A 12460-nucleotide genomic window follows, 5' to 3' on the forward strand; every position below is an offset into this window, starting at 1 on the left:
CATCGGGTACCCTTGCGCCGATGGAACCTCTGGATACGCTCAACCTATGGATGGAACGCGCGCGCGATCGTGCGCGTGCCGCCAGCTTCGGCCGCTTCCTGTGGCACCGCTTTCTCGATGACCGCCTGTTCCAGGCGGCCGCCGCACTGGCCTACACCACGGTATTCGCCCTGGTTCCGCTGGCGATCGTGGTGTTCGGCGTGCTTTCGGCCTTCCCGGTCTTCGACCGCTGGAGCGATCAGCTCAGCGACTATGTCTTCTCCAACTTCGTGCCCAATGCCGCACGCGCCGCCGAAGGCTACCTGCGGCAGTTCTCGGCCAGCGCTGGCCAGCTCACCGCGGCCGGCTTCATCGCCCTGGTCGTCTCGCTGCTGATCACCCTCAACAGCGTGGAAGAGACGTTCAACAAGATCTGGCGGGTCGGATCGACCCGGCCCAAGCTGACCCGCTTCCTGGTCTACTGGACCGTGCTGACCCTGGGCGCGATGCTTGCCGCCGCCTCGCTGGCAGTGTCGGCACGGGTACTGGCAATGCCGCTGTTCGGGACCCAGGAGGGGCGCTGGCTGGCCGACCTGTCGCTGCGGCTGGCACCGGTGCTGATCGAATTCGTCTGCATCAGCCTGATGTTCCGGGTCGTGCCGCACCATACGGTGAAATGGCGGCACGCCGTCCCCGGCGCGATCCTGGCGGCGGTGATCCTGGAGCTGGTGAAGTGGGGCATCGGTGCCTACCTGGGCAGTTTCCAGTCCTACCAGAAGCTCTATGGCACGGTCGCGTTCGTGCCGATCCTGCTGCTGTGGATCTATCTGTGCTGGGTGGCGGTGCTGCTTGGCGCATCGCTGGCATCGTCGATGGCGGCGTTCCGCTACCAGCCGGTCGAGCTGCGCCTGCCGCAGGGCTATGAATTCTATGGGCTGCTGCGCCTGCTCGGCCGCTTCCACCAGGCGCGTGCCCGGGGCAGGGGGCTGGCCGATGACGAGATCCTGCGGCTGGAGCCGATGCTGACCGACTCGCTGCTGCAGGACCTGGCCTGCAAACTGGAGGCCATCGGCCTGCTGCGCCGCGACGAGCGGGGTGAATGGCTGCTCGCGCGCGACCTGGACCAGGTCAGTCTGGCCGATCTGTACGAATGCACCCAACTGCGCATCCCGGTGGCGGAGCAGCATCTGCCCTACCGCGAAGACAGCCTGGGCCAGGCCGCGCTGGCGGCGCTGGATGAACTGCGCCTGCCTCTGCGTGAGCGCCTCAAGCGTCGCGTCAGCGATATCTATCCCGATTCCGGAGACACCCCATGACCCGCACGACTCCGCTGCTGCTGGCAGTTCCATTGGCCGTGGCGCTTGCCCTGGCGGCCTGCAAGCCTGCGCAGGACGCGACCCCGGCCAGCAGCCAGCCACCGGCCCAGGCTCCCGCACCGGCGGCACCGCCTGCGGCCGAGGACACGCCGGCCGAGCGTGTCACGGCCGAGTTCCCCACGTTGAAGATGAAGGCCGTCGATGGCAGCGATTACGACCTGGCGGCCCATCGGGGCAAGTGGGTGGTGGTGAATTTCTGGGCCACGTGGTGCGCACCATGCCGCAAGGAGATGCCGGAGTTGTCCGCGCTGCACGCCATGCGCAGCAACATCGAAGTGGTCGGCCTGGCCTATGAGGACATCGAGGTGCCGGAGATGCAGTCGTTCCTGACCAAGCATCCGGTGACCTATCCGATCGTGATCGTCGATCCGTTCGATCCGCCGGCGGACTTCGCTACGCCGCGGGGGCTGCCGCTGACGCATCTGATCGATCCGCAGGGCCGGGTGGCGCACAGCTTCCTAGGCCCGGTTACGGCGGCCGACATCGAGAAGCAGATCGCGGCTGCGAAGTAGTGGGTGTGCCGGCAGGGCCTGCGGCCCTGCACCCGCTACGCGCAACAGCAACAGCAACAGCAGACATACCGTGGGGTGGCGGGGCGGTGTCGGAGTGCGGGGACGCCGCAAGTACGTCCCTGTAGGCTTGGCAGCCGCATCCATGCGGCTGACACCCCGCACTCCGACACCGCCCCACCTCTGACAGATATCTGCAATCTGATAGATCGACGCCATGCGTGGATCTACTGAAGCTCGCAGGAAACTGTCGAAGGCGGGGTGGGTCCGGTTGCGGGGGTGTCCGCGGCATGGATGCCGCGGCCAAGCCCCCATGGATGGGTTTACGGCGTCCCCCGCAACCGGGCCCACCCCGCCATCCCTCAGGAAACCTGCTTCTGCTTCTGCCGTTGCTCGTAGCGGGTGCAGGGCCGCAGGCCCTGCAGACAACCCCTACTCCTCGACCGGGAAGTCCTCGATCGGCTTCAGCACATCGTAGTGCTCGCGATGCAGCTTGCCCTTCAGCTTCGGCAGCTCCGGCAGAGGCGCGTCCACGCGGGTGTCGGGCAACCGGTCCAGCAGGTTGCGTACCAGGGTCAGCCTGCCCAGCCGCTGGTCGTTGAAGTCCACCAGGGTCCACGGCGCGCCTTCGCGATGGGTGGCACGCAGCATGGCCTCCCGTGCTTCGGTATAGGCGCTGTACTTGCTGCGCGATTTCAGGTCGACCGGTGACAGCTTCCAGCCCTTGAGGGGATCGATATGGCGCTCGGCGAAGCGCTTCTCCTGCTGCTCCTGGTCCACGCACAGCCAGTACTTGAACAACAGGATGCCGTCATCCACCAGCAGCTGCTCGAACACCGGGGCCTGGCGCAGGAACTGCTGGTACTCGCTCTCGCTGCAGTAGCCCATGACCCGCTCGACACCTGCGCGGTTGTACCAGCTTCGATCCATCAGCACGATCTCACCCGCCGCCGGAAGGTGCCCGACGTAGCGCTGGAAGTACCACTGTGTCGCCTCGCGGTCGGTCGGCTTGGGCAGCGCCACCACCCGGCATTGGCGCGGATTGAGGTGCTGGCTGATGGCCTGGATCGCGCCGCCCTTGCCGGCGGTGTCGCGGCCTTCGAACAGCACCAGCAGCCGCTGCCCGCTGTGCTGTACCCAGCGGGCCATCGCGGTCAGTTCCAGCTGCAACGGCAGCAGCAGTTCGTCGTAGTCCTTGCGTTTGAGCTTGCCCATCGTCATGCCGCGCGGAAAGGAGGGCCCAGCCTAGCGCAGCGGTTGCTCAGGCGCCGTCGACGCCCTGCCAGCCCTGCTCGTGCGCCAGCTGTTGCAGCAGTGCCGAAAGGTCGTGGGCGAAACCGGCCATGTCGAACACGCCGCTACGCGCGCGGGCCTGTGCCAGTTCGGCGCGCAGTGCGGCCAGCGCTGCCGGATCGTTGCCGAGCGCACGGGCGGTGGCGATGAACGCCGCATCGTCGGCAACGTTCATCCGTGCCAGGCCCAGGTGATGGTTGAGGCTGCCGGCCACGCGCGCGGCGAAGGTCTCGCCCGGGCAGGTGAGTACCGGGCAGCCCGCCCACAGTGCGTCGGAGGCCGTGGTGTGCGCGTTGTACGGGTGTGTATCCAGGAACAGATCGGCCAGTTGATAGCGGGCCAGATACTGCGGATGCGGCAGCTTGGGCATGAACACCAGCCGCGCCGGGTCCAGACCCGCTGCCTGCGCCGCTGCCCGCAGGCGCGCATCGGCCTGGCCGGGGCCGGACAACAGCCATAGAACGCTGCCAGGCACCGCCGCCAGGACGGCGAACGCCCGCCCCATGCTGCGCGGGTTGAGCTTGTAGCTGTTGTTGAAGCAGCAGAACACCACGCCGTGTCCGGGCAGGCCGCACGCGGCGCGATCCGGTGCCGGCCCGAGCGCGCGGGTGTTGTCCGAGGGCTGGAACGCGCGCGGCAGGTACACCACGCGCTCGCTGTGGTGGGGCGCCAACGCCGCTGGCAGGACGAACGCATCGGCGATCACCGCATCCAGCCACGGTGCGCCGGATGTGCCGGGATAGGCCAGCCAGTTGAGTTGCAGCGGGGCAGGGCGCAGCGCCAGCACTTCCGGCGCGCCGCCACCGCCCCAGCCACGCAGGTCGAACAGCAGGTCGATGCCCTGTGCACGGATGGCGGCAGCGATGTCGGCATGGCGGCGCCCCGCCAGATCGTGCAGCCGGGTTGCCGCCTGCAGCCGCTGGCGGATGCGGCTGCCATCGTCCCGGTTCAGTGCGAACAGATGCAACTGCAGTTCCGGGTGGCGGCCCAGCTGCTCGAACAGGGCAACGGTCAACAACCCGGTCGGATGTGCGCCGAAGCCGTTGGAGAGGAAGCCGATCCGCAGGGCTCCCTGTGTCCGTACCTTCACAGCGGGCATCGGCCGCACCGATGCGGCCACCGCTGCGGCGCGCGTGCGGGCGCAGGCCAGCTGCTCGGCGGCGCTGGCGTCTTCGCTGAGGAAGGCAAAGGGCTCGACCGCGCCCTGCCCGGTCGCGACCGCGCCGCGCACCTGCGCAGCCAGGGCCTCCACGTCCTGCCAGTCGCACAGGCGGCGTTGCCATGCCAGTCGCTGGGCGGCGATATAGGGTTCGTCGGGCATCAGCCCATGTGCACGCCGGTACGCGGCCGCCGCGCCCTCGGGGTCGCCGGCATCTTCCAGGGCATGGCCCAGCCACAGCGCGATGCCGGGATGCTCCGGAGCGCGCGCTGAAGCCTGTCCCAGCAGCGTCGCAGCGTCGGCGTGCGCACCGGCCATCCATGCCACGCGACCCAGCCGGGCCAGTGCCTCGGGATGGTCCGGCCGCAGCTGCAGCGCACGCCGTGCGGCCTGCTCGCCTGCGCCGATGTCGCCGGCTTCCAGTTCCAGATCGGCCAGCATCACCCAGGCGACGAAGTCACCGGGCTGGCGCGCGATCGCCTGCTGCAGTTGTTGCCGCTGCTGCCAGGCCGACATCGACGTCAGCCCGCCGACAGCTGGGCCAGGGCATCCACCTGGTGCTCGTGGCTGAGGCGCTGCAGCAGCGGGTCCAGATCGCCGGCGAGGATGTTGGGCAGGTCATACAGGGTCAGGCCTTCCACACGATGATCGGTGATCCGCCCCTGCGGGAAATTGTAGGTGCGGATGCGCTGGCTGCGATCGCCACTGCCGACCTGCAGGCGGCGCGATTCGGCCTGCGCGGCGTCCTGGCGCTGGCGCTCGGCGTCGAGCAGCTGCGCCTTCAGGCGTTTCATCGCCTTGTCGCGGTTCGCGTGCTGGCTGCGTTCGGTCTGGCATTCCACCACCACGCCGGTCGGCACGTGGGTGATGCGGATCGCCGACTCGGTCTTGTTGACGTGCTGGCCACCGGCACCGGATGAGCGGAAGGTGTCGACCTTCAGGTCGGCGGGGTTGATGACGATGTCATCGACTTCGTCCGCTTCCGGAATGATCGCCACGGTAGCCGCCGAGGTGTGGATGCGGCCCTGCGATTCGGTGGCGGGCACGCGCTGCACGCGGTGCGTGCCGGATTCGAATTTCAGCCGCGAGAAGGCGCCACGGCCGACCACGCGCGCCACCACTTCCTTGTAGCCGCCGTGCTCGCCGGGGTTGTCGGACTCGATCTCGACTTTCCAGCCCTGGCGCTCGGCATAGCGCGCGTACATGCGGAACAGGTCGCCGGCGAAGATCGCTGCTTCGTCGCCACCGGTACCGGCGCGGACTTCCAGGAACAGATTGCCCTCGTCACGTGGGTCGCGGGGCACCAGCAGCAAGGCCAGCTCCTGCTCCAGTTCCTGCAGGCGCGCCTGGGCCGAGGCGATTTCCTCATCGGCCAGCTCGCGCAGGTCCGGATCGGCGCGCATGCCCTCGGCGGCGGCCAGGTCGGCCTTGGCGCGCGCCTCGTCGGCCAGTGCGGTGGCGACCGGTTCAAGTTGGGCGAATTCGCGCGAAAGGTCGCGGAAACGGGTGTTGTCGGCGACCACGTCGGGTTCGGCGAGCAGGCGTTCCAGTTCTTCGCGGCGCTCGGCCAGCGCTTCCAGCTTACGGCGCAGGGTCGGCGTCATCGGTTCTCACGGGTGGGTGGCGGTAACCCGGCGTTGCCGGGAACAGGCGCTCGGCGGCGCGGGTCAGGTCGGCATCGCCGCTCAGCGCGGCCGCGCGCAACGCAGCGGTCGGGGGGTGCAGGAGCCGGTTGGTCAGGCCGTGGGCCAGCAGTTCCATGACCTCTTCGGCCGGCTTGCCGTTGGCCAGCTGCTGACGGGCACGTTCGAGCAGCTCGGCGCGGGTGGCATCGCCGAAGGCACGCAGTTGCCGCAGGGGCGCGTGGTGGGCGCCGGCCTGCAGGGTCTCGACGAAGCGCGATACCTGCAGGTCGATGATCGCTTCGGCTTCGGCGGCCGCCTCGCGACGGCCGCGTCGATTGTCTTCCACCGCGCGTTCCAGATCGTCCACGGTGTACAGGAAGGCATCGTTGAGCGTGCCGACCTCAGCCTCGATGTCGCGTGGCACGGCCAGATCGAACAGCAGCATCGGCTTGTGCCGTCGTGCACGCAGTGCATTGGCCACGGTCTCGCGGTGGATCACCGGTTCGCGTGCGGCGGTGGCCGAGAACACGATGTCGGCCTCGGCCAGATGGCGTTCAAGCTCGGTCAGCGGCAGGGCCACGCCGCCATGACGGCTGGCCAGTTCCTGCGCATGGGCGAGCGTGCGGTTGGCGATCAGCAGCCGCCGCACCTTGCCTTCGCTGAGGTGGCGGGCGGCCAGCTCGATGGTTTCCCCCGCACCGACCAGCAGCACGGTGGAATCATCCAGGCGGGCAAAGGCATTCTGCGCCAGGCGCACCGCGGCCGAGGCGACCGACACCGGGTTGGCGCCGACCTGGGTATCGGTGCGCGCACGCTTGGCCACGGAGAACGTCTGCTGGAACAGCCGGTCCAGGCGCTGGCCAAGCAGACCGTGGTCGCGCGCGGTTGACCAGGCATCCTTCACCTGGCCCAGGATCTGCGGTTCACCCAGCACCATCGAGTCCAGGCCCGTCGCGACCCGGAACAGGTGGCGCACGGCGTCGGCATCAGCATGCTGGTACAGGTAGCCCTGCAGGTCGCCGGCCTGGCTGCGCAGCCACTGGTCCAGCGCCTGCGCCGAATCGGCCACCGCGTACAGTTCCGTGCGGTTGCAGGTGGACAGCAGCACCGCCTCGGCGATCTGCGGGGTGTCGCGCAGCGAACCGAGCGCGCGCGGCAAGGCATCGCCGGCGAAGGCCGCGCGCTCGCGCAGTTCCACCGGCGCGGTCTGGTGATTCAGTCCGAGCACCCACAGGGTCATTGTTCAGTTGCTTGCGATAAGCTGCTGGCCATTGGACGACATTTTAAGGCCCCGATGCCGACGATGCCCGCATTGATTCGCATCCCCAGTGTTCTGCTGCTGTCCCTGGCGTGCAGCCAGGCCCTGTCGGCGGCGCCCGCCAAGCCCCCGGCGCGGGGCGCCGCCACCGAGGAACTGGCACTGGAGCCGGTGATGGCCGGCGAGTTCGCCCTGCAGGCCGGCAAGCTGGCCGAGGCGGCGCGCTGGTACCTGCAGGCCGCCCAGCGCAGCGACGGCGATGCCGGCCTGGCCGAGCGCGCGACCCGTATTTCCATGCTGGCCAACGACGATGCCAGCGCCGCCCAGGGCCTGGCCCTGTGGCAGCAGCGCGCGCCACGGTCGCTGGCCATGCGCAGCGCGGCCGGTGCGCTGGCGATGCGCCAGGGCGACGTGAAGGCGGCCCGCAGCGAGCTGCAGAGCCTGCTGCAGGACAGCGATGACCGCGGCTGGAAGTTTGCCCTGGCCGCGCTGGTCGGCGGTGGACGCGATCCGGCCGTGCCGGCGCAGGTGCTGGGCGAGCTGGTCGATGCCAACGCCATCCCGCCGAAGATCGAGGCCTGGCAGGAATTCGGCCGCCTGGCGCTGCGGATGGAAAAGCCGGAGCTGGCACGGCGCATGATCGATGAGGTGGTCAAGCGCTTCCCGGAAGAGCCGCGCGTGGCGTTGCTGCGCGCCAGCCAGCTGCAGCAGGCGGGGCAGACCGATCGCGCGCTGGCGCTGCTGCGCGAGGTCGAACCGAAGACCCGCCAGGATCCGGAACTGCGCAACGCGGTGGCCATTGCCTACGACAGCCTGAACCAGCCGGCCGCCGCCGAGCGGGTGCTGGCGGTAGGGCCGCAGGACGTGCAGACCTGGGGAATGCGGGCGTCGCTGCTGGCCAAGCAGGGAGACAAGGCGGCCCTTTCCAACCTGTACAGCGAGCTGTCGCGGCAGGCCGCCAAACCGGACCCGGCGCAGCGCCTGCTGCTGGGCAAGATCGCGGAGTATCTCAAGCGTTATCCGGAAGCGGTGCAGTGGTATCACAGCGTGCCGGGCGGCGACGAACTGAGCGAGGCCCGCCTGCGGGCGGCGAGCGCACAGGCGCTTGCCGGGCGCCAGAGCCTGGCGCTGGACGAGGTACACGCGATCCAGTCCGATGCCGGCGTGGACGATGAGGTGCGCCGCGACGCCTATCTGCTGGAAGCGGAACTGCGGCAGCGCGCCAGCGACGATGCAGGTGAACTGGATGCGCTGGCCCGCGGTCTGGCCGCTTACCCGGACGAGAATGCACTGCTGTACGCGCGTGCGTTGGCCTGGGAACGCCGTGATGATATTGCCCGTGCCGAGGCCGACCTGCGCAAGATCCTGATCACCGAGCCGGAGAACGTGCCGGCGCTGAATGCGCTGGGCTACACCCTGGCCGATCGCACCGGTCGCTACCAGGAGGCGCTGGAACTGATCGACCGTGCCCGCGTGGCCGAGCCGGACAATGCCGCCATCGTCGACAGCTATGGCTGGGTGCTGTATCGCCTGGGCCGCAACGAAGAGGCGCTGGTGCAGCTGCGTCGTGCGTGGACCCTGGCCAAGGATCCGGAGATCGCCGCACACGTCGGCGAAGTGCTGTGGGTGCTCGGCCGGCATGACGAGGCCCGCCACTTCTTCGAGGAAGCGGCCAGGCTCGACCCCGACAACCGCGCGCTGCAGCGTGCCCGCGAGAAATTCAATCCATGAGTGTTTCCCTGTTCCGGCCGCTGCTGTTGGCAGTGGCGACCGTCGCCATGACTGCCTGCACGTCGCTGGGCACCCAGAAGACACCGGCGCCGGCCGTGGTCGAGACCGTGTCGGCGGAAGCGGCACAGGCCGAAGCCGCGCGGGTGGCGGCGCTGCAGGCGCAGCCGGAGTGGTCCTTCCAGGGCCGGGTAGCGGTCAGCAAGGGCAAGGACGGTGGCAGTGGACGCATCGACTGGCAGCAGGCCGGGCGGCGCTACGTGATCGAGCTCAGTGCACCCGTGACCCGGCAGAGCTGGAAGCTGACCGGCGACAGCCAGCATGGAGGCGGTCGCCTGGAGGGACTGGCCGGCGGCCCGCGTGAAGGCGAGGACGCGCAGCAGCTGCTGCTGGAGGCCACGGGCTGGGAAATCCCGGTCAACTCCCTGCCCGAGTGGGTGCGTGGGCTGGCGGTTGCCGATCCCGCCGGCGCGGGCAAGGTCGAGCGTGATGGCGAAGGCCGCCCGCGCCGCATGCAGCAGATGGACTGGCAGATCCAGTACCTGGACTGGTACCCCGCCGAGGCCGGGCGCCCGTCCCTGCCGCGCCGGATCGAAGCCAGCAGCGGAGACGCCAAGGTCCGCCTGCTGGTGGACCAGTGGGGGCAGGGCGCGCCATGAGCGCGGGTGCGGAGGATGCGGGCTGGTCCTGGTGGCCGGCCCCGGCCAAGCTGAACCTGTTCCTTCATATCACCGGCCGCCGCGCCGACGGCTATCACGAGCTGCAGACCGTGTTCCGCCTGCTGGATTGGGGGGACCGCATCGGCCTGCGCCTGCGTGAAGACGGCCAGGTACGTCGGCAGGGTGAGGGATTGCCGGGTGTGGACGAGGCCGACGATTTGGCCGTACGTGCCGCCCGCATGCTGAAAGAGGTCGCCAACATCGACCAAGGTGTCGACATCATCGTCGAAAAGCATATTTCGGCCGGTGGTGGGTTCGGCGGTGGGTCATCCGACGCTGCCACCGTGCTGGTGGCACTGAACCGGCTCTGGAACGCCGCTCTGGACGAGGACGCGTTGGCCGCGCTGGGCCTGCGCCTCGGCGCGGATGTGCCGGTGTTCGTGCGTGGCCGTAACGCCTGGGCCGAAGGTGTGGGAGAGCGGCTGCAGCCGATCACCCTGGCACCGGCCTGGTATGTGGTGGTCGAGCCCGGCGTTCATGTTCCGACCCCGGTCCTGTTCGCAGCCCCGGATTTGACGCGCGACAGCCCAGTGGCGAAAATAGACGACTTCGCTTCCGGGGCCTTGGTCGGGAACGCGTTCGAACCGGTGCTGCGCCGCCGCGAGCCTGCCGTCGAGGCAGCACTTGCCGCGTTGAGCGACATCGGTACCGCGCGACTGACCGGTTCTGGAAGTGGTTGTTTCGTCGAATTCGCATCGCAGACTGCCGCACAGCAGGGGCGGGCGAAGTTGCCGAAGGAGTTGCGGGCCAGGGTGGCTGCGGGCGTTGCGCGTTCGCCGCTGCTGGATGCACTCGAGCAACACTGATTTCAAATGCAGGGGCGTCGCCAAGAGGCCCAAGGCACCAGGTTTTGATCCTGGCATTCGTAGGTTCGAATCCTACCGCCCCTGCCAATGCGGCTGTGTCCGCGCCTTCAGCGCATCATCCGCGCGGGACGTGGAAACAACCGCGGTGTTGTCAGCAGCAAGGGTCCGGCGTGGTCCTTGCCGCCACCGGATCCCCGCCACTCGTCCCCGCCCGAGACAATCATGATGCAAGAGTCCCCGAACCTGCTGGTCTTTTCCGGCAACGCCAACAAACGTCTGGCGCAGAACATCTGCAAGGAACTGGGGGTTCGCCCGGGCAAGGCGCTGGTCTCTCATTTCTCCGATGGAGAAGTGCAGGTGGAGATCGAAGAGAACGTCCGTAAGCAGGACGTGTTCGTGATCCAGCCGACCTGCGCGCCGAGCGCGGAAAACCTGATGGAACTGCTGGTGCTGATCGACGCGCTCAAGCGCGCATCGGTGAACAGCGTGACCGCCGTGGTGCCGTACTTCGGTTACTCGCGCCAGGATCGCCGCATGCGTTCCTCGCGTGTGCCGATCACCGCCAAGCTGGCGGCGAAGATGTTCAGCACCGCTGGCGCTGATCGCGTGCTGACGGTCGACCTGCACGCCGACCAGATCCAGGGCTTCTTTGATATTCCGGTCGACAACGTTTATGCCTCCCCGCTGCTGCTGGCCGACATCTGGCGCGCCTACGGCACGGAAAACCTGATCGTGGTGTCGCCGGACGTGGGCGGCGTGGTCCGCGCCCGTGCCGTGGCCAAGCGCCTGGATGATGCCGACCTGGCGATCATCGACAAGCGCCGTCCGCGTGCCAACGTCTCCACCGTGATGAACATCATCGGTGACGTCGAAGGCAAGACCTGCGTGATGGTCGATGACATCGTCGACACCGCCGGCACCCTGTGCGCCGCTGCCGCTGCCCTGAAGGCGCGCGGTGCGCTCAAGGTCGCCGCCTACTGCACCCACGCGGTGCTGTCGGGCCCGGCGGTGGACAACATCACCAATTCCCAGCTCGACGAGCTGGTGGTGACCGATACCATCCCGCTGAAGGACGCAGCGCGGGTGTGCAGCAAGATCCGCCAGCTGAGCGTGGCGGAGATGCTGGCCGAAACGATGCGCCGCATCGCCTTCGGCGAGTCGGTCAGCTCGCTGTACGTGGACTGAGTTTTTCGTCCCTGCCGGCAACGGCAAGGACTTCCCCGGATGCTTCTGGTCGCGGAAGCATCTTCAATCGCCAAGCCGCAGGGCAAGGCAACAACCTGAGTAGTCGAAAATGTCGAAGACCCATGAAATCAAGGTCACCAAGCGTGAACTGCAGCGTAAGGGTGCGAGCCGCCGCCTGCGTCACGCCGGTGTGATCCCGGCCATCGTGTACGGCGGCAACGCCGAGCCGGTCGCCATCAGCCTGGACCACAACGAAATCTGGCTGGCCCAGCAGAACGAGTGGTTCTATGCCTCGATCCTGGACCTGAACCTGGACGGCCAGGTGCAGAAGGTCCTGCTGCGTGACATGCAGCGCCATCCGTACAAGCAGCTGATCATGCACCTGGACTTCCAGCGCGTGAACGAGAACGAAGCCCTGACCGCTTCGGTCCCGCTGCACTTCATCAACGAAGACACCTCGCCGGCCGGCAAGGCTGCCGACGTCGTGGTCACCCACGAACTGAAGGAAGTGACCATCAGCTGCCTGCCGAAGGACCTGCCGGAGTCGATCGAAGTCGACCTGGCCGACCTGGCTGCTGGCGACGTGGTGTACCTGTCCAACATCAAGCTGCCGAAGGGCGTGGAAATCCCGGCCCTGGCGCTGGGCAAGGACCACGACGACGCGATCGTCACCGCCAAGCACGGCAAGGAAGACGCTGCCGACGCTGAAGAAGCACCGGCCGCCGAGTAATGCCCCCGCGGGGCCGGGGCCGGCCGGCGCCGCCCCCGCCTGGTCGGGGAGATCCAATGGCCGGGCGGCGGCGGATGGGCGGGGGGGGCCCGC

The 12460-nt window shown here is 68.3% G+C and carries 11 protein-coding genes and 1 tRNA gene; 8 read left to right on the forward strand and 4 right to left on the reverse strand.

The genetic code is table 11. From position 1 onward, the window contains the following. Positions 1 to 20: 20 nt before the first annotated feature. Positions 21 to 1295, forward strand: a complete 1275-nt coding sequence (locus ACVOJ1_RS17150) for a YihY family inner membrane protein (RefSeq protein WP_053519156.1) — start codon at positions 21 to 23, stop codon at positions 1293 to 1295. Next, positions 1292 to 1867, forward strand: coding sequence for a TlpA family protein disulfide reductase (locus ACVOJ1_RS17155; protein WP_253119338.1), 576 nt, complete (start codon positions 1292 to 1294; stop codon positions 1865 to 1867). The genes ACVOJ1_RS17150 and ACVOJ1_RS17155 overlap by 4 nt, the downstream gene beginning before the upstream one ends. Positions 1868 to 2296: 429 nt before the next feature. Here ACVOJ1_RS17155 and ppk2 read toward each other — a convergent pair whose 3' ends face one another. The 4 genes from ppk2 to hemA are packed head-to-tail and all read right to left on the reverse strand — an operon-like array spanning position 2297 to position 7181. Then, complete coding sequence (gene ppk2 / locus ACVOJ1_RS17160; RefSeq protein ID WP_053520281.1) at positions 2297 to 3079, reverse strand: polyphosphate kinase 2; 783 nt, start codon at positions 3077 to 3079, stop codon at positions 2297 to 2299. A 46-nt stretch (positions 3080 to 3125) separates the two neighbouring features. Further along, positions 3126 to 4832 (reverse strand): O-linked N-acetylglucosamine transferase, SPINDLY family protein, encoded by a 1707-nt coding sequence (locus ACVOJ1_RS17165; RefSeq protein WP_193396240.1) that lies wholly within the window; start codon positions 4830 to 4832, stop codon positions 3126 to 3128. Between the two features lie 5 nt (positions 4833 to 4837). Beyond that, positions 4838 to 5920, reverse strand: coding sequence for a peptide chain release factor 1 (gene prfA / locus ACVOJ1_RS17170; RefSeq protein ID WP_053520283.1), 1083 nt, complete (start codon positions 5918 to 5920; stop codon positions 4838 to 4840). Then, positions 5898 to 7181 carry a glutamyl-tRNA reductase gene (gene hemA / locus ACVOJ1_RS17175; protein WP_053520284.1) on the reverse strand — a complete coding sequence of 428 codons (1284 nt, stop codon included), beginning with the start codon at positions 7179 to 7181 and terminating at the stop codon, positions 5898 to 5900. Before hemA ends, prfA begins: the two co-directional genes overlap by 23 nt. 63 nt (positions 7182 to 7244) lie before the next feature. Here hemA and ACVOJ1_RS17180 point away from each other — a divergent pair, with 63 nt between their 5' ends. The 6 genes from ACVOJ1_RS17180 (at position 7245) to ACVOJ1_RS17205 (ending at position 12367) form a co-directional block, all read left to right on the forward strand. Next, positions 7245 to 8930 carry a tetratricopeptide repeat protein gene (locus ACVOJ1_RS17180; RefSeq protein ID WP_180875739.1) on the forward strand — a complete coding sequence of 562 codons (1686 nt, stop codon included), beginning with the start codon at positions 7245 to 7247 and terminating at the stop codon, positions 8928 to 8930. Then, positions 8927 to 9586, forward strand: a complete 660-nt coding sequence (gene lolB, locus ACVOJ1_RS17185; protein ID WP_346480694.1) for a lipoprotein insertase outer membrane protein LolB — start codon at positions 8927 to 8929, stop codon at positions 9584 to 9586. Before ACVOJ1_RS17180 ends, lolB begins: the two co-directional genes overlap by 4 nt. After that, the gene (gene ispE, locus ACVOJ1_RS17190; protein ID WP_053520287.1) at positions 9583 to 10452 is read left to right on the forward strand and encodes a 4-(cytidine 5'-diphospho)-2-C-methyl-D-erythritol kinase; all 870 of its coding nucleotides are present in this window, start codon (positions 9583 to 9585) and stop codon (positions 10450 to 10452) included. The genes lolB and ispE overlap by 4 nt, the downstream gene beginning before the upstream one ends. 10 nt (positions 10453 to 10462) lie before the next feature. Next, positions 10463 to 10539: transfer RNA gene (locus ACVOJ1_RS17195), tRNA-Gln, on the forward strand. A gap of 138 nt (positions 10540 to 10677) precedes the next feature. Continuing rightward, entirely contained in the window at positions 10678 to 11637 is a 960-nt protein-coding gene (locus tag ACVOJ1_RS17200) for a ribose-phosphate diphosphokinase (RefSeq protein WP_053520289.1), read from the forward strand. A gap of 109 nt (positions 11638 to 11746) precedes the next feature. After that, positions 11747 to 12367: a 50S ribosomal protein L25/general stress protein Ctc gene (locus ACVOJ1_RS17205; RefSeq protein WP_053520288.1), complete on the forward strand. Its 621-nt coding sequence runs from the start codon at positions 11747 to 11749 to the stop codon at positions 12365 to 12367. Positions 12368 to 12460: the final 93 nt, after the last annotated feature.

The organism is Stenotrophomonas sp. STEN225 (assembly GCF_056756445.1).